This is a genomic window from Pseudomonas sp. TE9122, from assembly GCF_056278925.1.
This window is the reverse complement of record NZ_JBWBQI010000001.1, coordinates 434,466-459,657: the sequence shown is the minus strand read 5'-3', so window position 1 is coordinate 459,657 and position 25,192 is coordinate 434,466. Positions and strand designations below refer to the sequence as shown.

General features: G+C 60.9%; 22 protein-coding genes and 1 pseudogene. 8 read left to right on the top strand and 15 right to left on the bottom strand.

What is annotated here, in order from left to right; all coding sequences use genetic code 11:
- Window positions 1–23: 23 nt before the first annotated feature.
- The 5 genes from rng to mreB all read right to left on the bottom strand — a co-directional run bounded on the left by rng (window position 24) and on the right by mreB (window position 4,946).
- A complete protein-coding gene (gene rng, locus ACZ9BE_RS01915) occupies window positions 24–1,481 on the bottom strand; it encodes a ribonuclease G (protein ID WP_016771696.1) in 1,458 nt (485 codons plus the stop codon).
- Between the two features lie 58 nt (window positions 1,482–1,539).
- Window positions 1,540–2,136, bottom strand: coding sequence for a Maf family protein (locus ACZ9BE_RS01910; RefSeq protein WP_476248851.1), 597 nt, complete (start codon window positions 2,134–2,136; stop codon window positions 1,540–1,542).
- A 37-nt stretch (window positions 2,137–2,173) separates the two neighbouring features.
- A complete protein-coding gene (mreD, locus tag ACZ9BE_RS01905) occupies window positions 2,174–2,665 on the bottom strand; it encodes a rod shape-determining protein MreD (RefSeq protein ID WP_056782930.1) in 492 nt (163 codons plus the stop codon).
- Complete coding sequence (gene mreC, locus ACZ9BE_RS01900) at window positions 2,665–3,768, bottom strand: rod shape-determining protein MreC (RefSeq protein ID WP_076565845.1); 1,104 nt, start codon at window positions 3,766–3,768, stop codon at window positions 2,665–2,667. Before mreC ends, mreD begins: the two co-directional genes overlap by 1 nt.
- Window positions 3,769–3,908: 140 nt before the next feature.
- On the bottom strand, window positions 3,909–4,946 hold the full coding sequence (gene mreB / locus ACZ9BE_RS01895) for a rod shape-determining protein MreB (protein WP_002555108.1): 1,038 nt from the start codon (window positions 4,944–4,946) through the stop codon (window positions 3,909–3,911).
- A 211-nt stretch (window positions 4,947–5,157) separates the two neighbouring features.
- Here mreB and gatC point away from each other — a divergent pair, with 211 nt between their 5' ends.
- From gatC to ACZ9BE_RS01865, 6 genes and pseudogenes are all read left to right on the top strand, one after another.
- Window positions 5,158–5,445 carry an Asp-tRNA(Asn)/Glu-tRNA(Gln) amidotransferase subunit GatC gene (gene gatC, locus ACZ9BE_RS01890; protein WP_024011606.1) on the top strand — a complete coding sequence of 96 codons (288 nt, stop codon included), beginning with the start codon at window positions 5,158–5,160 and terminating at the stop codon, window positions 5,443–5,445.
- A gap of 16 nt (window positions 5,446–5,461) precedes the next feature.
- Complete coding sequence (gatA, locus tag ACZ9BE_RS01885; RefSeq protein WP_476248850.1) at window positions 5,462–6,913, top strand: Asp-tRNA(Asn)/Glu-tRNA(Gln) amidotransferase subunit GatA; 1,452 nt, start codon at window positions 5,462–5,464, stop codon at window positions 6,911–6,913.
- Between the two features lie 10 nt (window positions 6,914–6,923).
- Window positions 6,924–8,370, top strand: a pseudogene (gene gatB / locus ACZ9BE_RS01880) (Asp-tRNA(Asn)/Glu-tRNA(Gln) amidotransferase subunit GatB).
- Window positions 8,371–8,588: 218 nt separating this feature from the next.
- Window positions 8,589–8,960, top strand: coding sequence for a septal ring lytic transglycosylase RlpA family protein (locus ACZ9BE_RS01875; RefSeq protein WP_056782925.1), 372 nt, complete (start codon window positions 8,589–8,591; stop codon window positions 8,958–8,960).
- A 97-nt stretch (window positions 8,961–9,057) separates the two neighbouring features.
- Window positions 9,058–10,068: a calcium/sodium antiporter gene (locus ACZ9BE_RS01870; protein ID WP_375123754.1), complete on the top strand. Its 1,011-nt coding sequence runs from the start codon at window positions 9,058–9,060 to the stop codon at window positions 10,066–10,068.
- Window positions 10,065–10,445, top strand: coding sequence for a carboxymuconolactone decarboxylase family protein (locus tag ACZ9BE_RS01865; RefSeq protein ID WP_353188425.1), 381 nt, complete (start codon window positions 10,065–10,067; stop codon window positions 10,443–10,445). The genes ACZ9BE_RS01870 and ACZ9BE_RS01865 overlap by 4 nt, the downstream gene beginning before the upstream one ends.
- Window positions 10,446–10,545: 100 nt before the next feature.
- On the opposite strand, the gene ACZ9BE_RS01860 is transcribed toward ACZ9BE_RS01865, so the two are convergent.
- The 5 genes from ACZ9BE_RS01860 to kdgD form a co-directional block, all read right to left on the bottom strand.
- On the bottom strand, window positions 10,546–11,487 hold the full coding sequence (locus ACZ9BE_RS01860) for an AEC family transporter (RefSeq protein WP_056782923.1): 942 nt from the start codon (window positions 11,485–11,487) through the stop codon (window positions 10,546–10,548).
- A 251-nt stretch (window positions 11,488–11,738) separates the two neighbouring features.
- Window positions 11,739–13,292 carry a galactarate dehydratase gene (garD, locus tag ACZ9BE_RS01855; RefSeq protein ID WP_016771706.1) on the bottom strand — a complete coding sequence of 518 codons (1,554 nt, stop codon included), beginning with the start codon at window positions 13,290–13,292 and terminating at the stop codon, window positions 11,739–11,741.
- 11 nt (window positions 13,293–13,303) lie between these two features.
- The gene (locus tag ACZ9BE_RS01850) at window positions 13,304–14,665 is read right to left on the bottom strand and encodes an MFS transporter (protein ID WP_041477964.1); all 1,362 of its coding nucleotides are present in this window, start codon (window positions 14,663–14,665) and stop codon (window positions 13,304–13,306) included.
- Between the two features lie 152 nt (window positions 14,666–14,817).
- Entirely contained in the window at window positions 14,818–16,263 is a 1,446-nt protein-coding gene (locus ACZ9BE_RS01845) for an aldehyde dehydrogenase family protein (RefSeq protein ID WP_041477963.1), read from the bottom strand.
- Between the two features lie 71 nt (window positions 16,264–16,334).
- Window positions 16,335–17,246: a 5-dehydro-4-deoxyglucarate dehydratase gene (gene kdgD / locus ACZ9BE_RS01840; RefSeq protein ID WP_039759443.1), complete on the bottom strand. Its 912-nt coding sequence runs from the start codon at window positions 17,244–17,246 to the stop codon at window positions 16,335–16,337.
- Window positions 17,247–17,544: 298 nt separating this feature from the next.
- Between kdgD and ACZ9BE_RS01835 the strand changes: the two genes are divergently transcribed.
- Window positions 17,545–17,925: a hypothetical protein gene (locus ACZ9BE_RS01835; RefSeq protein ID WP_056782919.1), complete on the top strand. Its 381-nt coding sequence runs from the start codon at window positions 17,545–17,547 to the stop codon at window positions 17,923–17,925.
- 3 nt (window positions 17,926–17,928) lie between these two features.
- On the opposite strand, the gene ACZ9BE_RS01830 is transcribed toward ACZ9BE_RS01835, so the two are convergent.
- From ACZ9BE_RS01830 to ACZ9BE_RS01815, 4 genes are all read right to left on the bottom strand, one after another.
- A complete protein-coding gene (locus ACZ9BE_RS01830; protein WP_177327011.1) occupies window positions 17,929–18,678 on the bottom strand; it encodes a FadR/GntR family transcriptional regulator in 750 nt (249 codons plus the stop codon).
- Window positions 18,679–18,864: 186 nt separating this feature from the next.
- A complete protein-coding gene (locus ACZ9BE_RS01825; protein ID WP_476248849.1) occupies window positions 18,865–20,592 on the bottom strand; it encodes an ABC transporter ATP-binding protein/permease in 1,728 nt (575 codons plus the stop codon).
- A 96-nt stretch (window positions 20,593–20,688) separates the two neighbouring features.
- On the bottom strand, window positions 20,689–21,249 hold the full coding sequence (locus ACZ9BE_RS01820) for a response regulator transcription factor (RefSeq protein WP_003221630.1): 561 nt from the start codon (window positions 21,247–21,249) through the stop codon (window positions 20,689–20,691).
- On the bottom strand, window positions 21,242–22,504 hold the full coding sequence (locus ACZ9BE_RS01815) for an ATP-binding protein (protein ID WP_016771713.1): 1,263 nt from the start codon (window positions 22,502–22,504) through the stop codon (window positions 21,242–21,244). The genes ACZ9BE_RS01820 and ACZ9BE_RS01815 overlap by 8 nt, the downstream gene beginning before the upstream one ends.
- A gap of 409 nt (window positions 22,505–22,913) precedes the next feature.
- Between ACZ9BE_RS01815 and ACZ9BE_RS01810 the strand changes: the two genes are divergently transcribed.
- Window positions 22,914–23,630: an SIMPL domain-containing protein gene (locus ACZ9BE_RS01810; RefSeq protein WP_016771714.1), complete on the top strand. Its 717-nt coding sequence runs from the start codon at window positions 22,914–22,916 to the stop codon at window positions 23,628–23,630.
- A 168-nt stretch (window positions 23,631–23,798) separates the two neighbouring features.
- Here the strand turns inward: ACZ9BE_RS01810 and ACZ9BE_RS01805 are convergent, their stop codons facing one another.
- On the bottom strand, window positions 23,799–24,161 hold the full coding sequence (locus ACZ9BE_RS01805) for a DUF6124 family protein (RefSeq protein ID WP_056782915.1): 363 nt from the start codon (window positions 24,159–24,161) through the stop codon (window positions 23,799–23,801).
- Between the last annotated feature and the right edge of the window lie 1,031 nt (window positions 24,162–25,192).

The window sequence follows — 25,192 nt, the reverse complement described above, 5'->3', positions numbered from 1 at the left end:
TGAATGAAGGGTGATGCAGGGTTTCAGAGCAGCACCACGTCATATTGTTCCTGGGAATACATGGTTTCCACCTGGAAGCGTATGGTGCGACCGATGAAGCCTTCAAGCTCGGCGACGTTACCGGACTCTTCATCGAGCAGACGATCGACCACCTTCTGGTTGGCCAGCACCCGGTAACCCTCGGCCTGGTAGGCCCGGGCCTCGCGCAGAATCTCGCGGAAGATCTCGTAACAGATGGTTTCGGCGGTCTTCAGCTTGCCGCGTCCCTGACAACTGCTGCACGGTTCGCACAGCACCTGCTCAAGGCTTTCGCGGGTGCGCTTGCGGGTCATCTGCACCAGGCCCAACTCGGTGATGCCGATGATGTTGGTCTTGGCGTGGTCGCGCTCCAGCTGTTTCTCCAGAGTGCGCAGGACCTGACGCTGGTGCTCTTCATCTTCCATGTCGATGAAGTCGATGATGATGATCCCGCCGAGATTGCGCAGGCGCATCTGCCGGGCGATCGCCGTGGCCGCTTCGAGATTGGTCTTGAAAATGGTTTCTTCGAGGTTGCGATGACCGACGAACGCCCCGGTGTTGACGTCGATGGTGGTCATGGCTTCCGCCGGATCGATCACCAGATACCCCCCGGACTTCAGCGGCACCTTGCGCTCCAGCGCGCGCTGGATTTCGTCTTCGACACCGTACAGATCGAAGATCGGCCGCTCGCCCGGATAGTGTTCCAGACGATCGGCGATTTCCGGCATCAGTTCGGCGACGAATTGCGTGGTTTTCTGGAAGGTTTCCCGGGAATCGATGCGGATCTTCTCGATTTTCGGATTGACCAGGTCACGCAGGGTGCGCAGGGCCAGGCCGAGGTCTTCGTAAATCACGCTCGGCGCGGCGATGGTCTTGATCTGCTCGTTGATCTGGTCCCAGAGGCGCCGCAGGTAGCGGATGTCCATGAGGATTTCATCAGCGCCTGCACCTTCAGCAGCAGTGCGCAGAATGAAGCCGCCGGCCTCCTTGATGCCTTCTTTGGCCACGCAATCACTGACCACCTGCTTGAGGCGCTCGCGCTCGGCTTCGTCTTCGATCTTCAGGGAAATGCCGACATGAGCGGTGCGCGGCATGTACACCAGATAACGCGAAGGGATCGACAGTTGTGTGGTCAGGCGTGCGCCTTTGGAGCCGATCGGGTCTTTGGTGACTTGCACCACCAGACTTTGGCCTTCGTGCACCAGCGAACTGATGCTTTCCACCGCCGGGCCTTCACGCAGGGAGATTTCGGCGGCGTGAATGAAAGCCGCACGATCGAGGCCGATGTCAACAAATGCCGCCTGCATGCCCGGCAGGACGCGAACGATCTTGCCTTTATAGATGTTGCCGACGATCCCGCGTTTCTGCGTGCGCTCGACGTGGACTTCTTGCAGCACACCGTTTTCGACCACCGCCACGCGCGATTCCATCGGCGTGATGTTGATCAGAATCTCTTCACTCATGGCAGGATCTCGTTCAGGCATGTTCACGATAGTGGCCGCATCTGGATTCGTACGACGCTCAGGGCGTGTTCAGGTTTTGCCAACAGGGTATGCCGAAATGGCCCAACACCTCGCAGGTTTCGCACAACGGCAAGCCGACCACCGCCGAGTAGCTGCCTTCGAGCCCGGCGACAAACACCGCACCCAGGCCCTGAATGCCATAGCCGCCGGCCTTGTCGCGCGGTTCGCCACTGGCCCAGTAGGCAGCGGCCTCATCGCGGCTGATGGTGCGGAAACGCACGCGACTGCGCACCACCCGCGACTCGCAGCGCTCGCCTTCAAGCACGGCGATGGCGGTCAGCACTTCGTGTTCGTTGCCGGACAACATCATCAGCATGGCGCATGCATCGGCTTCGTCCACCGGTTTGCCAAGTATTTTGCCGTCGAGCACCACTGCGGTGTCGGCGCCAAGCACGCAGAACGGCTGATCAGAGACGACCGAACAGCGACCGGCCTCAGCCTTGCCACGCGCAAGGCGTTCGACATAGGCCGAAGGGGACTCTTCAGGAAGCGGGGTTTCGTCGATGTCCGCGCTGATGGCGGAGAACTGCACGCCGATCTGCGTGAGCAATCCACGGCGACGCGGTGAGCCGGAGGCGAGGTAAAGCAGTTTCATCAAAACATCTCCCTGTTCAGTGCCCTGCTTCACCGGCTCAATAGATTCTGTAGCGTCGGCACATCCCGCGAAGGGCGAAGCTGACCCACGGCCAGAGCAAGGCACTGACCAGCGCCGGCAAGACCAGCGCCAGGGTTGGCTGACGGTTGCCGGTCAGAGCGCTCAGCCACAGTTGCGCCAACTGTGCGAGGCCGAAGATCACCAGGATCACCAGGCACTGCTGCCACATCGGGAACATGCGCAGACGCTGCTGCAACGACAACACGAGGAAAGTAATCAGGGTCAGGATCAGCGCGTTCTGCCCGAGCAGGTCGCCCTGCAGGACATCTTCGGCCAGTCCCAGACAGAAGGCGGTGACCATGCCGACCGTGTGCGGCATGTACAGCGCCCAGAAGGTCACGAGCAAGGCCAGCCACAGCGGGCGAAGGATTTCCATGAAGATCGGCAACGGTGAGACGCTGAGCAGGATGCCGACGAAGAACGTCAGCCAGATCATCCAGCTGTTTCCGGATTTTTTCGCGCCGACCATTATTCTCGTCCCCCGGTAGTCGCTGGCGGTTTTGCCGGTGGTTTGCTCGCGGCCGGCGGTTTGGCAGCGGCCGGAGCGGCAGCGGGCGGTTTGCTCGCGGCAGGCTTGGCAGGCGTGGTGGCAGGCGCCGCTGCTTCAGCGGCCGGCGCTGCGGTAGCGGTCGACGGCGTGGCAGGCATGATCAACGGTTTCGGCACGCTGGCCGGCAACATCGGGCCGCCGCCGTGGGCATCGAGCTGTTCCTGCGCCTGGGCCGCGTCATTGGCGCGTTCCTCGGCAGTGCGGCTGTCGCTGAACACCAGCAGCAGATAGCGGCTGCGGTTCAGGGCGGCAGTCGGCACGGCGCGGACAATGGCAAACGGTTGGCCGGAATCGTGGATGACTTCCTTGACCGTGGCCACCGGATAACCGGCCGGAAAACGCTGGCCAAGGCCGGAGCTGACCAGCAGATCGCCTTCCTTGATGTCCGCCGTGTCGGCGACATGACGCAATTCCAGGCGCTCAGGGTTGCCGGTGCCACTGGCAATCGCGCGCAGACCGTTACGATTCACCTGCACCGGAATGCTATGGGTGGTGTCGGTCAGCAGCAGGACCCGCGAGGTGTACGGCATCAATTCGACCACCTGGCCCATCAGCCCGCGTGCATCGAGCACCGGTTGGCCGAGCACCACGCCGTCGCGCTCACCTTTGTTGATGATGATGCGATGGGTGAAGGGGTTGGGGTCCATGCCGATCAACTCGGCCACTTCGACCTTTTCATTGACCAGTGCGGAGGAGTTGAGCAACTCGCGCAGCCGAACGTTCTGCTCGGTCAGGGCCGCGAGCTTTTGCATGCGTCCCTGCAACAGCAGGTTTTCGGTCTTGAGTTTTTCGTTTTCGGCGACGAGCTCGGTGCGGCTGCCGAACTGACTGGCGACCCCTTCCCACAAGCGGCCGGGCAGGTCAGTGATCCAGTAGGCATCCATGAGCACCAGCGACGCTTGCTTGCGCGCGGGCTTGAGCAGGTCGAAACGTGCATCGACCACCATCAGCGCGACCGCGAGCACGGCCAGCACCAACAGGCGCACGCCCAACGAAGGGCCTTTGGTGAAAAGCGGTTTAATAAGCCGCTCCTCCCAGGCAAATGTTCTGTTTATTCATACGGCATCAAACCGGCCTGGATGAAGACTGACAGAAGATAAACGCCAACAGGCAGCACTGCAAAGTGCTGCCTGTGCGCTCACCCACGTATTGCATTCGAAGCTTATTCGCTCGAAAGCAGATCCATGGTGTGCTTATCCATCATTTCCAGCGCACGGCCACCGCCGCGAGCAACGCAAGTCAGCGGATCTTCGGCAACGATCACCGGCAGACCGGTTTCCTGGGCCAGCAACTTGTCGAGGTCACGCAGCAGCGCGCCACCACCGGTCAGCACCAGGCCACGCTCGGCGATGTCGGAAGCCAGTTCCGGCGGCGATTGCTCCAGCGCGCTTTTCACCGCCTGAACGATGGTTGCCAGCGACTCTTGCAGAGCCTCGAGCACTTCGTTCGAGTTCAGGGTGAATGCGCGTGGAACGCCTTCGGCCAGGTTGCGACCGCGAACATCGACTTCGCGTACTTCGCCGCCCGGGTAGGCCGTACCGATTTCCTGCTTGATGCGCTCGGCGGTGGATTCACCGATCAGGCTGCCGTAGTTACGGCGCACGTAGGTGATGATCGCTTCGTCGAAACGGTCGCCGCCGACACGTACGGATTCGGCGTAAACCACACCGTTAAGGGAGATCAGGGCGATCTCGGTGGTACCACCACCGATGTCCACGACCATCGAACCGCGTGCTTCTTCAACCGGCAGACCGGCACCGATCGCAGCAGCCATCGGCTCTTCGATCAGGAACACTTCACGGGCACCGGCGCCAAGGGCCGATTCACGGATGGCGCGACGCTCAACCTGGGTGGACTTGCATGGAACGCAGATCAGCACACGAGGGCTGGGCTGCAGGAAACTGTTTTCGTGAACCTTGTTGATAAAGTACTGCAGCATCTTTTCGCAGACGCTGAAGTCGGCGATCACGCCATCCTTCATCGGACGAATGGCAGCAATGTTGCCCGGCGTACGGCCGAGCATGCGCTTGGCCTCGGTGCCGACAGCAACGACACTTTTCTGGTTACCGTGTGTCCGAATGGCCACAACCGATGGCTCATTCAGGACGATACCGCGCTCGCGCACGTAAATAAGGGTGTTGGCAGTGCCCAGGTCAATGGAAAGATCGCTGGAAAACATGCCACGCAGTTTCTTGAACATGGGAAAGGGACCCTAGGCAACGCGTGGGTAAAAAAGTGCGGCAAACTCTAACAACGACAGGGATTTTGGGCAAGGCGCCAATATGTTAAATTGGCCGCTTTTCTGTGCACCAAGCCCCACAATCGCGGCCTTATGACCGTAGAAGTGCGGTAGTGTTCCGACAATCTAACACACGGACGCCGTCCGTTCTGTTTTCCACTGGAGAATCCCGATGGCGCTAGAACGCTCCGACGTGGAAAAAATCGCGCATCTGGCCTGCCTTGGCCTCAACGATGCCGATCTTCCGCACATTACTTCCGCCCTCAACAGCATTCTCGGGCTGGTCGACGAAATGCAGGCCGTTGATACCGACGGTATCGAGCCGCTGGCCCACCCCCTGGAAGCCAGTCAGCGCCTGCGCGCCGACGTGGTGACCGAGACGAATAATCGCGAGGCCTACCAGTCCATCGCACCAGCGGTCGAAAACGGCCTGTATCTGGTTCCGAAAGTCATCGACTAAAGGGAAAGAGCCTGCAATGCATCAAATGACTCTGGCCGAGATCGCCCGCGGTCTCGCCGATAAAAAGTTTTCCTCCGAAGAGCTGACCAAAGTCCTGCTGGCGCGTATTACCCAGCTCGATCCGCAGCTCAACAGTTTCATCAGCCTCACCGAGGATCTGGCCATCGAGCAGGCGAAAGCCGCCGATGCACGCCGGGCCAATGGTGAGAGCGGCGCCCTGCTCGGCGCGCCGATTGCCCACAAGGATCTGTTCTGCACCCAGGGCATCCGCACCAGCTGCGGCTCGAAGATGCTCGACAACTTCAAAGCCCCGTATGACGCCACTGTCGTTGCGAAACTGGCCACTGCCGGCGCCGTGACCCTGGGCAAGACCAACATGGACGAATTCGCCATGGGTTCGGCCAACGAGTCGAGCTGGTACGGCGCGGTGAAAAACCCGTGGAACCTGGAACACGTGCCGGGCGGTTCGTCCGGTGGTTCGGCCGCCGCCGTGGCCGCTCGCCTGCTGCCTGCCGCCACCGCAACCGACACCGGCGGTTCGATCCGCCAGCCGGCAGCATTCACCAACCTCACCGGTTTGAAGCCGACCTACGGTCGCGTTTCGCGCTGGGGCATGATTGCCTACGCGTCCAGCCTTGATCAGGGCGGTCCGTTGGCGCGCACGGCCGAAGACTGCGCGATCCTGCTACAAGGCATGGCCGGTTTCGACCCGAACGACTCCACCAGCATCGATGAGCCGGTGCCGGATTACTCCGCCGGCCTGGGCGAGTCGCTGCAAGGCCTGCGCATCGGCGTGCCGAAGGAATACTTCAGCGCCGGTCTCGACCCGCGCATTGCCGAGCTGATCCAGAACAGCATCCAGCAGTTGCAGAAGCTCGGTGCGGTGATCAAGGAAATCAGCCTGCCGAACATGCAGCACGCCATTCCTGCGTACTACGTGATCGCCCCGGCAGAAGCGTCTTCCAACCTGTCGCGTTTCGACGGCGTACGTTTCGGCCACCGCTGCGAAAACCCGGAAAACCTCATCGACCTGTACAAGCGCTCCCGTGGCGAAGGCTTCGGCGCGGAAGTACAGCGCCGGATCATGGTCGGTGCCTACGCGCTGTCCGCCGGTTACTACGACGCCTACTACCTGAAAGCGCAGAAGATTCGTCGTTTGGTGAAGAACGATTTCATGGCTGCGTTCAATGAAGTCGACATCATCCTCGGCCCGACCACGCCGAACCCGGCCTGGAAGCTTGGCGCCAAGAACAGCGACCCGGTCGCTGCCTATCTGGAAGACGTCTACACCATCACCGCCAACCTCGCCGGCCTGCCGGGCCTGTCGATGCCGGCCGGTTTTGTCGACGGTCTGCCGGTGGGCGTGCAGTTGCTCGCGCCGTACTTCCAGGAAGGCCGTTTGCTCAACGTTGCGCACCAGTATCAGTTGAACACTGACTGGCACACCCGCACCCCAACCGGCTTCTGAGGAGACAAACATGCAATGGGAAGTCGTGATCGGGCTGGAGATTCACACTCAGCTCACTACCCGGTCGAAAATCTTTTCCGGTAGTTCCACCACATTCGGTTCCGAGCCGAACACCCAGGCCAGCCTGATCGACCTGGGCATGCCCGGCGTGCTGCCGGTGCTCAACCAGGAAGCGGTGCGCATGGCGGTGATGTTCGGTCTGGCAATTGACGCCGAGATCGGCCAGCACAACGTGTTCGCCCGGAAAAAACTATTTCTACCCGGATCTGCCGAAGGGCTACCAGATCAGCCAGATGGAATTGCCGATCGTTGGCAAAGGCCACCTGGACATCGCCCTGGAAGACGGCACGGTCAAACGCGTCGGCATCACCCGCGCGCACCTGGAAGAAGACGCCGGCAAGAGCCTGCACGAAGAATTCAACGGTGCCACCGGCATCGACCTGAACCGTGCCGGCACGCCGCTGCTGGAAATCGTTTCCGAGCCGGACATGCGCAGCGCCAAGGAAGCCGTGGCTTACGTCAAGGCGATCCACGCGCTGGTGCGTTACCTGGGCATCTGCGACGGCAACATGGCCGAAGGCTCGCTGCGTTGCGACTGCAACGTCTCGGTACGACCGAAAGGCCAGGTCGAGTTCGGCACTCGCTGCGAGATCAAGAACGTCAACTCGTTCCGTTTCATCGAGAAGGCGATCAACTCCGAGATCCAGCGCCAGATCGAGCTGATCGAAGACGGCGGCAAAGTGATCCAGCAGACCCGCCTGTACGATCCGAACAAGGACGAGACCCGTCCGATGCGTTCGAAAGAGGAAGCCAACGACTACCGTTACTTCCCCGATCCGGACCTGCTGCCGGTGGTCATCGAAGAGTCGTTCCTCGGTGAAGTGCGTGCCACCCTGCCGGAACTGCCACCGCAAAAGCGCGAGCGCTTCCAGAGCCAGTTCGGTCTGTCGGCTTACGACGCCAACGTGCTGGCCACCAGCCGTGAACAGGCGGATTACTTCGAGAAAGTCGCAGCCATCGGTGGCGACCCGAAACTGGCGGCGAACTGGGTGATGGTCGAGTTGGGCAGCCTGCTCAACAAGCAGGGCCTGGACATCGAGGATTCGCCAGTCTCCGCCGAGCAACTGGGCGGCATGCTGCAGCGCATCAAGGACAACACCATCTCCGGCAAGATCGCCAAGGTGGTGTTCGAAGCGATGGCCAATGGTGAAGGCAGTGCTGACGAGATCATCGAGAAGCGCGGCCTCAAGCAAGTCACCGACACCGGCGCGATCTCGGCCGTGCTCGACGAAATGCTCGCGGCCAACGCCGAACAGGTCGAACAGTACCGCGCGGCAGACGAAGCCAAACGCGGCAAGATGTTCGGCTTCTTCGTCGGCCAGGCCATGAAAGCCTCGAAAGGCAAGGCCAACCCGCAGCAGGTGAACGAACTGCTGAAAAGCAAGCTCGAAGGCTGACCACCAATGGAGCCAGATCCAAAGCCTGGCTCCATCCCCTGTGGAAGGGACCTGTGGCGAGGGGATTTATCCCCGTTGGGCCGCGAAGCGGCCCCAATTGCTGAGCTTGATTTGCACCAGATAAACCGAGTTCTCAGTTTTGGGACTGCTGCGCAGTCCAACGGGGATAAATCCCCTCGCCACAGGTCACTCCTACATTTGATCCGGGATACCTTTGAATGAAGCGTCTGTTGCTGAGCAGCGCCCTGCTCTCTCTGCTGGCCGGTTGCGCCAGTACCGACACCATCGACCCGCACGGTTACGACCAGACCGGCGTCGCCTCCTATTACGGAGCCAGGCATCACGGTAAACGCACCGCCAGCGGCGAAGCGTTCAACCAGCATTCCCTGACTGCCGCCCACCGCCAGTTGCCGTTCGGCACGCGGGTGAAGGTCACCAATCTGAAAAACGATGAATCAGTCGTGGTCCGCATCAATGACCGTGGCCCGCACACCCGTGGCCGACTGATCGATCTGTCACGCGAGGCCGCCGATGAAATCGGCATGCTGCGCAGCGGCACCGCACGGGTTCGCGTGCAGGCCCTGGACTGATGGAGCGCCGACCATTTTCGGACTAGCCGATCTGCCGCTGATCAACGTCATCGAACTGCTCAGCGGCCTGTGTCTTTTGCTCATCGGCGCCGAGCTGATGGTGCGCGCCGCCGTGCGTCTGGCCGAGCGCCTGCATGTGCGTCCGTTGATCATCGGCCTGACCATCGTCGCCCTCGGCAGCAGCGCGCCGCAGATGACCGTCAGCCTGCAAGCGGCGTTGACCGACAACCCGGACATCGCCGTCGGCAGCGTGGTCGGCAGCGGCATATTCAATATCCTCGTAACCCTTGGCCTCTCGGCACTGATCATCCCGCTGCGCGTGTCGCGGCAACTGGTGCGCCTGGATATCCCGCTGATGATCGGTGCCAGCCTGCTGGTATTCATCCTCGCCTGGAATAAAGACCTCGGGCGTTTCGACGGCGTCGTGCTGCTCGGCGCTTTGGCGCTGTACCTCGGCTTGCTGTTGCGTCAGTCGCGACATTCGACGCGCCCTCATACAGAGCGACCAACCGAGACGCAGCAATCCTGGTTGATCAGTGTGCTGATGATTCTCGCTGGCCTGGCCATGCTGGTGTTCGCCGGCCGTCTGCTGCTCGGCGCCGCCGTGGTCGTGGCCACCGACCTGGGCCTGTCCGAACGGGTCATCGGCCTGACCGTGGTCGCGGTCGGCACCTCGCTGCCGGAACTGGCGACCTCGCTGATCGCCGCCCTGCGCGGGCAGCGTGACATTGCCGTGGGCAACGTGATCGGCGCCAATCTGTTCAACCTGCTCGGGGTACTCGGGCTGACCGCGCTGCTCGCACCGACGCCGCTTTCCGTCTCCCCCAACGCGCTGGATTTTGACTTGCCGGTGATGCTCGGCGTCGCTGCGCTGTGCCTTCCGGTGTTTTACTCGGGCTACCGAGTGACCCGAGCCGAAGGCTTGTTGCTGCTCGGCTTGTATCTGGTCTACGGGCTGCATGTGGTGTCGTTCACCACCGGCATGCCGCTGGCCGGCAAACTCGAGCGCTTGATGCTGTTTTATGTCCTGCCGGCGCTGCTGACGTTTCTGTTGTTCACATCGATCCGCGCCTGGCGTCGCCAACACCACAAGAGAGATGTGCCATGAGCGAGTCGAAGCAGTCCGGGGTTGAAATCCGTCGTCAGGTCATGGGCGATGCGTTCGTTGATCGCGCCTTGGGCAACGCCACCGAGTTCACCCAGCCGTTGCAGGATTTCGTCAATGAACACGCCTGGGGCGGGGTGTGGAATCGTGAGGGGCTGCCGCTGAAAACCCGCAGCCTGATTACCCTCGCCGCGCTGACCGCGTTGAAGTGTCCGCAGGAGTTGAAGGGCCACGTGCGCGGTGCGCTGAACAACGGCTGCAGCGTGGAAGAGATTCGCGAAGCGCTGCTGCATTGCGCGGTGTATGCCGGCGTGCCGGCGGCGATCGATGCGTTTCGCGCGGCGCAGGAAGTGATCGACAGCTATCAGAAACCGCAGTGACCGCCTTCGCGAGCAGGCTCGCTCCCACAGTTGGAATGCGTTTCCCTGTGGGAGCGAGCCTGCTCGCGAAGAGGCCCTGACAGACACTGCAAATCCTTGGTCAGATCCACCCACCCCACTGCAACACAAAGATCCCGACATTGGTGGTAATAGCCGCCATCAACGTGGTCATCACGATAATCGCTGCTGCAAGCTCATGATTGCCCTGCGCCGCCCGGGCCATGACGAAACTCGCCGCCGCCGTCGGGCTACCGAAGTAGAGAAACAGAATCCCCAATTCCGCCCCGCGAAAGCCCCACAGCCATGCCCCCAGTGTCGCCAGCACCGGCAGACCGATCATCTTCACCAGGCTGGAACTGAGCGCCATGTTGCCGCTCTTGCGCAGCGCCGCCAGTGACAGCGTGCCGCCGATACAGATCAGCGCCAGTGGCAAAGTGGTCTGCGCCAGATACTGGCCGGAGGTCTCCAGCCAGCCCGGCAGTCCGATCTTGAAATAGGCAAACGGCGCTGCCGAAATCACGCTGATGATCAGCGGGTTGCTGAACACGCTTTTGCAGATGCTCCACGGATCGGACTTGATCACCGGGCTGTACACCGCCAGCACAATGGTCGACAGGGTGTTGTAGAACAGGATCACCAGCGCCGCGAGAATTGCCCCGAGGGAAATGCCGTAATCGCCGTACATGCTCGCGGCGAGCGCCAGGCCTATCACGCCGTTGTTGCCGCGAAACGCACCCTGAGTGTAGATGCCGCGATCTTCGCGCGGACACCTGAAAATCGCCCAGCCCCAAGCCACAGCGAAACTCACCAGAGTGGCAAGGGAAAAGTAGATGAGGAGCGAAGGTTGCAGCGCGGCGTGCAGATCCGCGTGAAGGATGCCGAGGAACAGCAGCGCCGGCATGGTCACGTTGAATACCAGCGACGAGGCGGTGTGGATGAAGTTGTCGTTGATCCAGTCGATGCGCTTGAGCAGCACACCGAGAAACAGCATGGCAAACACCGGCGCGGTGATGTTCAGGGTTTCAAGAAAGATTGCCAGCATGCCGGAGAGCCTTGGGTGAGCTTAGTCAGGGGGGCAATGATAAAGCAAAAGCCCCTCACCCTAGCCCTCTCCCAAAGGGAGAGGGAACCGATCGGGGGATATTTAAACAATCCACCGACCTGAAATGACATCGTCGAATCCATAATCGACCCGATTTATCAGGTCGATGTATAGCGCCAAACAACTCGGTCGGCCCCCTCTCCCTCCGGGAGAGGGCTGGGGTGAGGGGCTTTTGATCTTCCATGAAACGATCAGGTAATCGGCGCCGGGTTGAACAAGGTGATGTCGTTGTGCAGCTTGTGCTTCTCCGCCCAGGTCTGTTGCTTGCCACTGGCAACGTCCAGGTAATAGTGAAACAACTCCCAGCCCAGTTCTTCGATGGTAGCGCGCCCGGTGGCAATGCGTCCGGCATCAATGTCGATCAGGTCCGGCCAGCGCTGCGCCAGTTCAGTCCGCGTCGATACCTTGACCACCGGCGCCATGGCCAGCCCATAAGGCGTGCCGCGACCGGTGGTGAACACGTGCAGGTTCATCCCCGCCGCCAGTTGCAACGTACCGCAGACAAAATCGCTGGCCGGCGTCGCGCAGAAAATCAGGCCCTTGTGCTTGAAACGCTCGCCCGGGCCGAGCACGCCATTGATCGCGCTGCTGCCGGACTTGACGATCGAGCCCAGCGACTTCTCGACAATGTTCGACAACCCGCCCTTCTTGTTACCCGGCGTGGTGTTGGCGCTGCGATCGGCCTCGCCCTTGGCCAGGTAGCGGTCGTACCAGTCCATCTCGCGTACCAGCTCTTCGGCGACGGTTTGCGTCTGCGCCCGCGACGTCAGCAGGTAGATCGCATCGCGCACTTCGGTGACTTCGGAAAACATCACCGTCGCCCCCGCACGCAACAGCAAGTCTGAGGCATAACCCAGCGCCGGGTTGGCGGTGATGCCGGAGAACGCGTCGCTGCCGCCGCACTGCATACCGAGAATCAGCTCGGAGGCCGGCACGGTTTCGCGGCGGCGCTGGTCGAGCTTCTTCAGGCGCACTTCGGCCAGTTCCATGATCTGTTCGATCATTTCGGTAAAGCCGTGACTGGAATCCTGCAAGCGGTACAGCCACGGATCGCTGAGATCCACCGAGGCGTCATCCTCGTGCATCACCTGCCCGGCCTGCAATTTCTCGCAGCCCAGACCGATCACCAGCGCCTCGCCGCCCAGGTTCGGGTTGCGCGCCAGATTGCGCACGGTACGAATCGGGATGTAGGCATCGGTCGCGGTAATCGCCACACCGCAGCCATAACTGTGGGTCAGCGCCACCACGTCATCGACGTGCGGGTACTTCGGCAGCAGCTCTTCCTTGATGCGCTTGACCGCGTGATCGAGCACACCGGTGACGCACTGCACGGTGGTGGTGATGCCGAGAATGTTGCGCGTGCCGACGGTGCCGTCGGCGTTGCGATAACCCTCGAACGTGAAGCCTTCCAGCGGTGCCTGCGCATCCGGCACGTCGGTGGACAGCGGCAGGCTGTCCAGCGGCGGCGCGGTCGGCATGCGCAGTTGATCTTCCTTGACCCAACTGCCGCGACGGATCGGCTGCAAGGCATAGCCGATGATCTGCCCGTAACGAATCACCGGGCCGCCTTCAGGAATATCCTCCAGGGTGACCTTGTGGCTCTGCGGTACGAAATCCAAGGTGACCAGGCCATCGGCAAACTCGGTACCGGCCGGTACGCCCTGATCGTTGACCACCACTACAACGTTGTCCCGCTCGTGCAGGCGGATGTAGCGCGGCGAGTCGGAATGTTCAATCAACTGCATGACGCCGCTCCTCAGGAATGCGCTTGAGACAAATTGCCGGTGGCTTCATTGCCGCCCTTGGCTGGCGGCTCTTTCAAGACCACACGCTTGATCGGGCCGACGATCACCAGATAGCTGAACACCGCGACCAGTGCGTTGGCACCGACAAACACCAGCGCCCACTTGAACGAGCCGGTGGAGCTGATGATGTAGCCGATGACGATCGGCGTGGTGATCGAAGCGATGTTGCCGAAGGTGTTGAACAGGCCCCCGCTCAGACCGGCGATCTGTTTCGGCGAAGTGTCGGAAACCACCGCCCAGCCCAGTGCGCCAACGCCTTTGCCGAAGAATGCCAGAGCCATGAAGCCCACCACCATCCATTCCACGTCAACATAGTTGCACGCGACGATGCTGCTCGACACCAGCAGGCCGGCGATGATCGGCGCCTTGCGGGCGAAGGTCAGCGAATGGCCCTTGCGCAGCAGGTAGTCGGAAATCACCCCGCCGAGCACGCCGCCGATAAAGCCGCAAATGGCCGGCAACGAAGCGATGAAACCGGCCTTGAGAATGGTCATGCCACGCTCTTGCACCAGATACACCGGGAACCAGGTCAGGAAGAAATAGGTGATGCCGTTGATGCAGTACTGGCCCAGATACACGCCGAGCATCATGCGGTTGGTCAGCAACTGACGGATGTAATCCCACTTCGGACCGTCGGACTTCTTGCCCTTCTGATCCATGTCGACCATGCCGCCGTTGTCAGCGATGTGCTTGAACTCGGCCTCGTTGACGCGTGGGTGTTCGCGCGGGCTGTAGATGACTTTCAGCCACACCAGCGAGAACACGATACCGAGGATACCCATGACGATGAACACGTGCTCCCAGCCGAAGCTGTAGACGATCCAGCCCATCAACGGCGCGAACAGCACGGTGGCAAAGTATTGCGCCGAGTTGAAGATCGCCGAAGCGGTACCGCGTTCAGCGGTCGGGAACCACGCCGCCACGATGCGCGCGTTGCCGGGGAACGATGGCGCTTCGGCCAGGCCCACCAGGAAACGCAGCATGAACAGCGCAACCACTGCCGTGGACATGCCGAATTCACCGACGAAGCCTTGCAGCACGGTGAACAGCGACCAGGTGAAAATGCTCAGGGCATAGACTTTTTTCGAGCCGAAGCGATCGAGCAGCCAGCCACCGGGAATTTGCCCGGCCACGTAAGCCCAACCGAATGCGGAGAAGATGTAGCCGAGGGTGACGGCGTCAATGCCAAGGTCCTTTTGCAGGCTGGAGCCGGCAATGGCGATCGTGGCACGGTCGGCGTAGTTGATCGTGGTCACCAGAAACAGCATGAGCAGGATCAAATAGCGGACGTGAGTCGGCTTGGAGGATTGCATGCAGATGTACTCCCACTGATTATTTTTATGCGGGGTGAAGCTTCTTTGGTCTTGCATTTATTCCCTGTAGGAGCTGCCGAAGGCTGCGATCTTTTGATTTTAAGAAGCAAAGATCGCAGCCTTCGGCAGCTCCTACAGGGGTATTGCGTGTATCAGGAGCCTACATAGGCGGTTTTCACCACGGTGTAGAACTCTTGCGCATAGCGGCCCTGCTCACGGGAGCCGTAGGACGAGCCTTTACGCCCGCCGAACGGTACGTGGTAATCCACACCGGCGGTCGGCAGGTTGACCATCACCATCCCGGCCTGTGAGTGGCGCTTGAAGTGGTTGGCGTACTTCAGCGAGGTGGTGGCGATGCCGGCCGACAAGCCGAATTCGGTGTCGTTGGCCATTGCCAGCGCAGCTTCGTAATCGGCCACACGGACAATGTTGGCCACCGGGCCGAAGATCTCTTCGCGGCTGATGCGCATCGACGCTTCGCTGTCGGCGAACAGCGTTGGCGCGAGGAAGTAGCCCTCGGTGTCGCAAGTCACCACACCGCCGCCGCTGACCAGACGTGCACCTTCGGACTGGCCGATGTCGATGTACTTCATGTCCTGTTCCAGCTGCGCCTGGGAGACCACCGGACCGATGTCGGTGCCGGCCTTCAGCGCGTGGCCGACCTTGATCGACTTCATGCGCTCGGCCATCGCTTCAACGAACTTGTCGTGAATGCCGGCGGTGACGATCAGACGGCTCGACGCTGTGCAGCGCTGGCCGGTGGAGTAGAACGCGCTCTGCACCGACAGCTCGACCGCTTGCTTGAGGTCGGCGTCGTCGAGAATGATCTGCGGGTTCTTGCCGCCCATTTCCAGCTGCACCTTGGCCTGGCGCGAAACGCAGTTGACGGCGATCTGGCGGCCAACGCCCACCGAACCGGTGAAGCTGATGCCGTCGACTTTCGGGCTGTTGACCAACGCCTCGCCAACCACGCGACCGCTGCCCATTACCAGGTTGAACACACCGGCCGGGAAGCCCGCGCGGGAGATGATTTCGGCCAGCGCCCAAGCGCAGCCCGGAACCAGATCGGCAGGTTTGAGCACGACGCAGTTGCCGTAGGCCAGGGCCGGAGCGATTTTCCACGCCGGGATGGCGATCGGGAAGTTCCACGGCGTGATCAGACCGACCACGCCCAGCGCTTCGCGAGTGACCTCGACGTTGACGCCCGGGCGTACCGACGGCACATAGTCACCGGACAGACGCAGGCATTCACCGGCGAAGAACTTGAAAATGTTGCCGGCGCGGGTCACTTCACCGATCGCTTCCGGCAGGGTCTTGCCTTCTTCACGGGCCAGCAGCGTGCCGAGCTCTTCGCGACGGGCGAGAATTTCCGTGCCGACTTTATCCAGCGAATCGTGACGAGCCTGGATGCCCGACGTGGAGTACGCCGGGAACGCAGCGCGGGCAGCGTCGATGGCGGCGTTGACCTGGGTCAGGTCAGCCTTGGCGTAATCGCCGATGGTGTCACTGAGTTCGGACGGGTTGATGTTGGCCGAGTAATCGGCACCGGCGACCCATTCGCCATTGATGTAGTTGTCGTAGCGTTTTGCAGTTGTCACAGGGCAGCCCTCAACTCTAAAAGCCTTCACGCAAAAAGCCGCTGATTGCTCAGCGGCCTCGCTTTTCTCGCTTATTGCGCGCCTTGCTTGTCGATCAGCGCGGCGAGCATTTCGTACTCTTCGCCGGTCAGGTCGGTCAGCGGCGCACGCACCGGACCTGCGTCATAGCCGGCGATTTTTGCACCTGCCTTGACGATACTCACGGCGTAACCGGCCTTGCGGTTACGGATGTCCAGGTACGGCAGGAAGAAGTCGTCGATGATCTTGCCGACGGTGGCGTGATCTTCGCGAGCGATCGCGTGGTAGAAGTCCATCGCGGTTTTCGGGATGAAGTTGAACACCGCCGAGGAGTACACCGGCACGCCCAAAGCCTTGTAGGCAGCGGCGTAGACTTCAGCGGTCGGCAGACCACCCAGGTAGCTGAAGCGATCACCGAGGCGGCGACGGATCGACACCATCAACTCGATATCGCCCAGGCCATCCTTGTAGCCGATCAGGTTCGGGCAGCGCTCGGCCAGACGTTCCAGCAGCGGCGCGGTGAGACGGCAAACGTTGCGGTTGTAGACGACCACGCCGATCTTCACCGATTTGCACACGGCTTCAACGTGGGCGGCAACACCGTCCTGGCTCGCTTCGGTCAGGTAGTGCGGCAGCAGCAGCAGACCTTTGGCGCCCAGACGCTCGGCTTCCTGAGCGTATTCGATGGCCTGGCGGGTCGAACCACCAACGCCGGCGAGGATTGGCACGCTGGTTGCGCAGGTGTCGACGGCAGTCTTGATGATTTCCGAGTATTCGCTGGCGGCCAGGGAGAAGAACTCACCGGTGCCACCGGCGGCGAACAGAGCCGAAGCGCCATACGGAGCCAGCCATTCCAAGCGTTTGATGTAGCCCGCGCGGTTGAAATCGCCCTGCGCGTTGAAATCGGTCACCGGGAAAGACAGCAGGCCGGCAGAGAGGATGGACTTCAGTTCTTGTGGATTCATTATTCGAACACCCTGGTAGCAACGTTTTATTGTGAGTGGACCGTTCAGCCTTCGCCGAAGTTGTAGGTCATCGTACAACTTAAAAAATAACCGTCAACTGCATTTCATCGTTGCCAGGGCTTTTTTGTCGGACAAGATTGGCTTTTGCGCTTTATGAAATGGCTAAAAGGCTCGCGCTTGACGCGTTCGAGGGCTGAAATATCTGGTCTGGATTCGTTTAATTCTGAGGCGACCTGCGGCTCGTAAAGTACGTCGACTGCCACGAAGGATCGTGGCGGACCACACAAAGGAAGCCGCTATGTCGATGCATTTTGCCGCCCCCACCCTCACCCACGTCGCCCCTGCGCAAGACGATTGCGTGACGCTTCAGCTCTCGCAATTGCCGGACATCCTCACCGTGCAGGTCCCGGATTCCAGCGATTTCGCAGCAAACTGGAGCGTCTACGCGGTCCTCGGCAGCGATGCCGAGGAACCTGAATGGGAAGGTGATGAGGTGGACACTGGCGCCTGGGACGACGCCGAGGATGAAATGGAAAAGTTGCTCGACATCGAGGTGCAGCTGCCGAAAGAGGCATTGCAACCGTACCTGAACCGCGAGGTGGAGCTGCGTTACAAGTTTCGCGATGAGTCGAGCATGGAGCCGTATTCGCTGCCGCTGCGAATGCGCATAGAGGCGTAAGACTCAGCTTCGCTGCGCCTGCGCCTCCTCATGAGCCTGGCGCAGTCTTTCACGGCTATTGGTCAGGTGCAGACGCATCGCCGCACGCGCGGCATCGGAGTCCTGACGGGCAATCGCGTCGTAGATTTCCTCGTGCTCGCGGCTCAGGCGGCTCATGTAGTGCTGTTGATCATCGTGGGCCAGCCGCGCCGAGTTCAGCCGCGTACGTGGAATGATGCTGGTGCCCAGGTGCGTCATGATGTCGGTGAAGTAGCGGTTGCCGGTGGACAGGGCGATTTCCAGGTGGAAAGCGAAGTCCGACGACACCGCATCGCTGGCATGGGAGGCGCTTTCGTTCAAGGCGTCGAGGGCGGCGCGCATGGTTGCCAGTTGTTCGGGGCTGCGGCGTTGCGCGGCAAGGCCGGCGGATTCGACTTCGAGGCTGATGCGCAATTCGAGAATCGCCAGCACGTCACGCAGGGTGACAACGGTGGCCGGATCAATGCGGAAACCGCTCGGGCTCGGCGTATCGAGAACAAAGGTGCCGATGCCGTGGCGGGTTTCTACCTGGCCGGCGGCCTGCAGACGGGAAATTGCCTCGCGGACCACGGTGCGGCTGACGCCATGGGCTTCCATGATCGCCGACTCGGTGGGCAACTTGTCGCCACGCTTGAGCAGGCCATCGCGGATCTGCTCGCTCAACACCGTCACCAATTCCTGGGCGAGGCTGCGGCGCTTGCGGGGGAGGCGCGGGGTGTCGATCAGCTTTTCCATGGTCTGCATCTTGTCTCGAAAGTTCGGCTTGGCGCCATCATAGCTCAAGCGGGTTGTACGATCACCGGGCAGATCACATTGCCCCACTGTGGGAGCGAGCCTGCTCGCGAAAGCGGTGGTTCAGACGACAGATTCGTCGACCGATATGACCCCTTCGCGAGCAGGCTCGCTCCCACAGGTGGGTGTTCAGACAGTTATGGCCTGTTCGACCAGACGACCGCTGTCGATCCGGACGTGCCGTGGATGGAATCGTTTCAAACTGCTTCGGTGACCGACGCTGACAATGCTCAGCCCCGGAATCTCATCGATCAACGCCTGATACAAGGTCGCCTCGTCCTCTTCATCCATCGCCGATGTAGCCTCGTCCATGTACAGCCATTGCGGTGCGTAGAGAAGCGCGCGGGCGAAGGCCAGGCGTTGCTGCTCACCCGGCGAGAGCATGCGTTGCCAGTGATTGGCTTCATCCAGCCGCCCGACCAGGTGTGGCAGACGGCAGGTTTCCAGCACCTGTGCATAACGTTCTGGCGCGTAGGTATCGCCCGGTTGTGGATAACTCAACGCTTCACGCAATGTGCCGATCGGCAGATAAGGCTTCTGCGGCAGGAACAGATAACGCGCCGCCGGCAAACGAATATTGCCGTGCCCCGCCGGCCACAAATGCCCCATCGCTCGCAGCAGTGTCGACTTGCCGCTGCCGGAACGGCCGCTGAGCATCACGCGCTCACCCGGTTCAACGGTCATGTCAGCGTCGGCCAGCAGGTGACGACCATCGGCCAGATCCAGGCCGAGGTTGTGCACCTGCAACTCACTGCCCTGATTCTGCACGTCGATGGCCGGGGTGCGTTGTTCGTTGTCGCTCATGGCCTGACGGAAACTCAGCAAACGATCACAGGTGGCGCGCCACGCGGCGAGATCCGAGTAGGCGGTGATGAACCAGCTGAAATTCTCCTGCACGTTGCCGAACGCCGAGTTGATTTGCATCAGCTCGCCCAGTTCGATCTTGCCGGACAGATAGCGCGGTGCGGCGACGACAAACGGGAAAATGATTGCGATCTGCCCGTAGCCGGAGGTGAAGAACGTCAGGCGCTTGGACACGCGCATGATGTCCCAGAAATTGTGCCAAACCAGTCCGAAGCGATTGCTCAAGCGGCGGTTTTCATTCGGTTCGCCGTTGTACAAGGCGATGCTTTCCGCATTCTCACGCACGCGCACCATGGAAAAACGCAGGTCTGCTTCGAAGCGTTGTTGCTTGTTGTTCAGACCGATCAGACGGCGACCGATCAAATGCGTCAGCCAACTGCCGACCGCCGCGTACAACAGTGCGCACCAGAACATGTAGCCGGGAATCTCGATGCCGAACACTTCGATACTGCCCGACACGCCCCACAAAATGATCGAGAACGACACCAGACTGACAATCGTGCGCAGCAGCCCGAGGCCCAGGCTCAGGGTGTTGGCGGTGTAAGTGTTGAGGTCTTCGGAAATCCGCTGGTCGGGGTTATCGGTATAACCGCCCTGCTCCAGCTGGTAGTAATTCTTGTGGTCCAGCCAGCGCTTGAAGTGCTTTTCGGTCAGCCACGCCCGCCAGCGGATCGTCAGCATCTGCGTCAGATACAACCGATACACCGCGCCGAGAATCGCCACGGTCGCGATGCCGCAGAAATACAGAATCAACTGCCAGAACGCGGCTTCATCCTTTCTCTGCAAAGCGTTGTAGAAATCCTTGTACCAACTGTTGATCCACACCGAAATCGCCACGCTGAACAGCGTCAGCGCAATTACGGCAATCAGCAACGTCCAGGCCTTGCCCTTCTCTTCGCTGCGCCAGTAAGGCGTGGTCATCGCCCAGACTTTGCGAAAAAACTGCCCGCGCACAGCATCGTTGACCGCGGAATATTCAGCGTTCTGATTCATGGATAAGGCTCGATAGTAAAAAGAACGGACACGCGCCGATCATAGATGATCGGCGCGATTCATCGCGAGGGCTGGCGATAGTCGTTCAGCGCAGGTTCAGCGACGCACCGGGCGCTTCTGCAGTTTGCGCTGCAGGGTGCGGCGGTGCATGCCCAGCGCGCGGGCCGTGGCGGAAATATTGCCTTCGTGCTCGGTGAGCACGCGCTGGATGTGCTCCCATTGCAGACGATCGACCGACATCGGGTTTTCCGGCACCAGACTGTCGAGATCGGCGTGCTCAGACAGCAGCGCGGCCAGCACGTCGTCGGCATCGGCGGGTTTGCACAGGTAGTTGCAGGCGCCACGCTTGATCGCCTCGACTGCCGTGGCAATGCTCGAATAACCGGTGAGGATCACCACGCGCATTTCCGGATCGAGTTCCAGCAGCTTGGGCAGCAGGACCAGACCGGAGTCGCCGTCCATTTTCAGGTCCAGCGCAGCGTAATCAGGCAGATCGGCCTGGGCGATGGTCAGGCCTTCTTCAGCGGAACCGGCAGTGCTGACGCGAAAGCCACGACGGGCCATGGCGCGGGCCATGACGCGGGTGAAGGTCGCGTCGTCGTCGACCAGCAGCAGATGCGGCAGTTCTTCACCTTCGACTTGGATTTCGTCACTCATGTTGGTCTCCTCGGGCGCCGTGGGGCAGGCGCAGCTCGGTGAGCGTGCCGCCTTCCTCATGACTATAGAGTTTCACTGAGCCGCCGGCGCGTGTCACGCTGGCCTTGCTCAAAAACAGGCCCAGGCCGAAACCTTTGCCCTTGGTGGTAAAAAACGGCTTGCCGATCTGCTCGGCGATGGCCAGCGGCACACCGGCGCCGTGGTCGCGAATGCTGATCGTCAAAGTCTCTGCGTCCCAGTCGAGGGTCACCTGGAGATTTTCCGGGCAGGCGTCGGCTGCATTGTTGAGCAGATTCAGCAATGCCTGGGTCAGATCCGGCGGCGGCGCCATGCGCGGCACCGCCCCCTGACCGAGACGCTGGAAGCGATAACTGGCTTCCGGGCGCATCAGGTGCCAGCGGTTCAGCGCTTCGTCGAGCCAGTCGGTAACGTCCTGCATCTCCACCGCCAGACGCCGATTGGCCTCGGCGGCACGGACCAGTTGCTGCAAGGTTTCCTTGCACAGCTTGACCTGATCCTGCAGCACTTTCAGATCGTCCTGCAGCAGTGCATCGGGGTGATCCTGCTGCATTTCCTTGAGCAACACGCTCATGGTCGCCAGCGGCGTACCCAGCTCATGCGCAGCCCCGGCGGCCTGGGTCGCAACGGCGAGCAGCTGCTGATCGCGCAGGCCTTCTTCGCGGCGAATCGCGCGCAATTCTTCCTGCCGGCGCAGCTCTTCAGCCATACGCGCGGCGAAGAACGTGATGACCGCAGCAGCCAGGGCAAAGCTCAGCCACATGCCGTAGATCTGCAGATTCTCACGGGCGACCGGCAGGGTTTCCAGCGGATAGAAACGCGTCAGCATCAGCGTGTACAGCGCCAGCGCGATACCGGACAGAATCACCGAATAACGCCACGGCAAGGTCACCGCCGCGATGGTCAGCGGCACCAGATAATAGGAAACGAAAGGGTTGGTCGAACCGCCGGAGAAATACAGCAGCGCACTGTGGATCACCAGATCGCAGGCCAGTTGCAGCGCGTATTCGAGCTCGGTCACCGGCCACGATGTGCGCAGGCGCACGGCAGTGAACACGCAGAGCAGAATCGAACAGCCCAGGGTCATCGCCAATTGCACCCACGGCAAAGGCAACAATTGCAGCCAGTAGGCCAGGCCCACGGACCCGGCCTGCGCGGCGAGCACCAGGGTGCGGATGAAAGTCAGCCGCCAGAGGTTCTGGCGAGTGGCGGAAGTCAGTTGTACGGGGGCGAGCATGAGCTCTCCTGATGAGCGCTCCAGGCGGATCGCACGGAGTATAACCAAGCCGCGGGGTTCAGAGGCGAAAGTGCGGCAAACGACCACATGGCGACGATGAAGAATTCATCTGAGTTGAAGAAAATTCCGAAGGCTATTGGAGATCATTGTGGCGAGGGGATTTATCCCCGCTGGGTGGCGGAGCCGCCCCAAATCATGCGACCTCATTTAACCAGACATACCGTATCAGCCGGATTTGCGCCTGCTGCGCAGCCGATCGGGGATAAATCCCCTCGCCACAGAAGCACTCCCCACTGCGCGCAGGTATCTGTATAGAAGTTGTAACTGGGCGAACCGGATCATAGAAGTTAGAGTCTGATGGTTCACGCAGGCCGCGACCCATCACCTGCGCCTCATTCAAGGAGCCTTCATGCACACATTTCGCCGCAGCGCCGCCCTCCTCGCCCTGACCGTCGGCAGCGTCGCCAGCCTTCCGGCGCTGGCCGCCGATGAGCTGCACTACAACCAGATTTCCCTGCGCGCCGAAGTCAGCCAGGAAGTGGCCCGCGACCAGATGATCGTGACGCTCTACACCGAAGAGCAGAACACCGACCCGGCCAAACTCGCCGCCGCCATCAGCACCACCATGAACAAGGCCACCGCCCAGGCCAAGCAAGTCAAAGACATCACCCTGCGTACGGGCAGCCGCAACAGCTACCCGATCTACGACACCAAAGGCCAGAAAATCACCGGCTGGCGCGAACGCGCCGAACTGCGCCTGGAAAGCACCGACTTCGCCGCCCTGTCCAAACTCACCGGCGAGCTGCTGACCGACCTGAAAATGGGGGGCATGGACTTCGCCATCGCCGACCCGACCCGCAAGGCCAGCGAAGACCAGTTGCTCAAAGAAGCCGTCACCGCCTTCAAGACCCGCGCCCAACTGGCCACCGACGCCCTGGGCGGCAAAGGCTACAAAATCGTCAACCTGAACCTCAACAGCAACGGTTACCCACAACCGTACCTGCGCGCGCCGATGATGATGAAAGCCGCGGCCATGGATTCCGCCCCGGTGACCCCGGAAGTAGAAGCCGGCACCAGCCAGGTCAGCATGACCGCTGATGGCTCGATTGAAGTGTTGATGCAGTGATTTGAGCTTGGCTGAATGAAGGACCGGCAATCAGTAAATGGTTGCCGGTTTTTTTGTGTCCGGGTTTTGTAGTGAATGATCCACCGCTTCGCGAGCAGGCTCGCTCCCACAGGTTGAACGCATTTGAATGTGGGAGCGAGCCTGCTCGCGAAGAACGATGACGCGATCTCAAGCGTGCGGATCAACCCGATCCAGCGCCCGATTCACCGCCAGCTCCGCCAGCATGATGATCTGCTGAATCGCCAGCGCCGTATTGCGCTGCGGACGACCGAGCTGATCGGCGAAATCGCTGGCCAGCGTATTGGCTGAAGCAAGGGACTCACAGGCGTGAGCCAGCAGGCTTTCGGTGTCGATGTCGGGCTGGACCAGAAACATCGTGCTGGGTGGATGGGGTTTGCCGGGTGGCGGGCAGAGATAGAAATCGAGGGCACGCTTGATGGCTTCGCGGTTCTTCGCGAGATCGTCGGCACGCAGCGCGGCTTCGAGGGGGGTTGAGGTTTCTTCGGGTGGGTCGGGGACTGGTTTGCTCATGCGCTTCACCTATGAGGTTGAGCCATCTCGATGCCGTTTCTCACACGACGAAGAGGTGGCAGCTTTGTGCGGGGTGAGAAAACCGGTCATAGGCACCCGGCCGGACATAGGCCCGCCCGCACAGAGCCGCCATAACGCACTTGCAGGCAGCAAACTTGCTGGCGGCAATTATGCGGATCTGGGCACTGAATGACTATGAATGTCGGGTTCTCACACCCGATCGCTGAACAACCAGCGACGACCCAAGCCTAGAGAGCGGACGTCCGACGGACAACCTGAAAACCTTGTGGGAAGGTTCTGGCTGTTTCGCAGCGGATTTAAACAGCCAAAAAGCAAACCCTCACCCTAACCCTCTCCCAGAGGGAGAGGGGACTGACCGAGGTGTTTGGGGGAGATACGCCAACGCGAAACTCCGAGTTGAACTCAGGATTTGAAAAGCACACAAATCAGCCCCTTCTCCTCGGGGAGAGGGCTGAGGTGAGGGGCAAATCCACAACAAAAATAACGCCGAACACCCGCTCTTCACCACTCAATAGGCCGAGTGTCAGCTCGCCTGCTCTTGATCTTGATCCACCGGCGACGTCGGAAGGCTGAGTGGAGGGATTGATCCGGGTGTGGGAGCGCAGCGACCGTTCGACGAAGTCGAACACAGCGGAAGGAGGTGCAGCGAAGCAAACCGGAGCCGCTGCGCCCGGATCAGTCCCGCAGCGAAGGAACCCGAGCCTGCGAGGGCCGAACGCAGGAGCAAGCCTTTTCGGTTACCTTTTTGGCGTTTGAAAAAGGTGACCCGCCGTAAGGGCGGAACCGCAATCCGCAACACCCGCAGAAACGGATATACACCCAAAACCCAAGAGCCTGGTCGGCCCAAAGGCCGCCAAGGTGCCACCAATCGAAACACCCAGTTGCACCAAGTAAAACTCCCCAATCCCTGCCCCAATCCACCCCACCAAAGCCCACCGCGAAAACCCCTCAACCCCGCCCATCCCCAAGGGTATAAATAAGTAACACCAAGCCCCACCCAAGCGCACCCG

Excerpts from the sequence above, each read along its gene's own strand:
- ACZ9BE_RS01865 (WP_353188425.1), top strand. The coding sequence starts at position 10,065 with ATGAGCGAGTCGAAGCAGTCCGGGGTTGAAATCCGTCGTCAGGTCATG.
- gatA (WP_476248850.1), top strand. The coding sequence starts at position 5,462 with ATGCATCAAATGACTCTGGCCGAGATCGCCCGCGGTCTCGCCGATAAA.
- ACZ9BE_RS01830 (WP_177327011.1), bottom strand. The coding sequence starts at position 18,678 with ATGGAAAAGCTGATCGACACCCCGCGCCTCCCCCGCAAGCGCCGCAGC.
- mreB (WP_002555108.1), bottom strand. The coding sequence starts at position 4,946 with ATGTTCAAGAAACTGCGTGGCATGTTTTCCAGCGATCTTTCCATTGAC.
- ACZ9BE_RS01820 (WP_003221630.1), bottom strand. The coding sequence starts at position 21,249 with ATGAGTGACGAAATCCAAGTCGAAGGTGAAGAACTGCCGCATCTGCTG.
- ACZ9BE_RS01850 (WP_041477964.1), bottom strand. The coding sequence starts at position 14,665 with ATGCAATCCTCCAAGCCGACTCACGTCCGCTATTTGATCCTGCTCATG.
- ACZ9BE_RS01825 (WP_476248849.1), bottom strand. The coding sequence starts at position 20,592 with ATGAATCAGAACGCTGAATATTCCGCGGTCAACGATGCTGTGCGCGGG.
- ACZ9BE_RS01870 (WP_375123754.1), top strand. The coding sequence starts at position 9,058 with ATGGTGCGCGCCGCCGTGCGTCTGGCCGAGCGCCTGCATGTGCGTCCG.
- ACZ9BE_RS01860 (WP_056782923.1), bottom strand. The coding sequence starts at position 11,487 with ATGCTGGCAATCTTTCTTGAAACCCTGAACATCACCGCGCCGGTGTTT.
- ACZ9BE_RS01835 (WP_056782919.1), top strand. The coding sequence starts at position 17,545 with ATGTCGATGCATTTTGCCGCCCCCACCCTCACCCACGTCGCCCCTGCG.
- mreD (WP_056782930.1), bottom strand. The coding sequence starts at position 2,665 with ATGGTCGGCGCGAAAAAATCCGGAAACAGCTGGATGATCTGGCTGACG.
- ACZ9BE_RS01910 (WP_476248851.1), bottom strand. The coding sequence starts at position 2,136 with ATGAAACTGCTTTACCTCGCCTCCGGCTCACCGCGTCGCCGTGGATTG.
- rng (WP_016771696.1), bottom strand. The coding sequence starts at position 1,481 with ATGAGTGAAGAGATTCTGATCAACATCACGCCGATGGAATCGCGCGTG.
- ACZ9BE_RS01805 (WP_056782915.1), bottom strand. The coding sequence starts at position 24,161 with ATGAGCAAACCAGTCCCCGACCCACCCGAAGAAACCTCAACCCCCCTC.
- garD (WP_016771706.1), bottom strand. The coding sequence starts at position 13,292 with ATGCAGTTGATTGAACATTCCGACTCGCCGCGCTACATCCGCCTGCAC.
- ACZ9BE_RS01875 (WP_056782925.1), top strand. The coding sequence starts at position 8,589 with ATGAAGCGTCTGTTGCTGAGCAGCGCCCTGCTCTCTCTGCTGGCCGGT.
- ACZ9BE_RS01815 (WP_016771713.1), bottom strand. The coding sequence starts at position 22,504 with ATGCTCGCCCCCGTACAACTGACTTCCGCCACTCGCCAGAACCTCTGG.
- kdgD (WP_039759443.1), bottom strand. The coding sequence starts at position 17,246 with ATGAATCCACAAGAACTGAAGTCCATCCTCTCTGCCGGCCTGCTGTCT.
- ACZ9BE_RS01810 (WP_016771714.1), top strand. The coding sequence starts at position 22,914 with ATGCACACATTTCGCCGCAGCGCCGCCCTCCTCGCCCTGACCGTCGGC.
- gatC (WP_024011606.1), top strand. The coding sequence starts at position 5,158 with ATGGCGCTAGAACGCTCCGACGTGGAAAAAATCGCGCATCTGGCCTGC.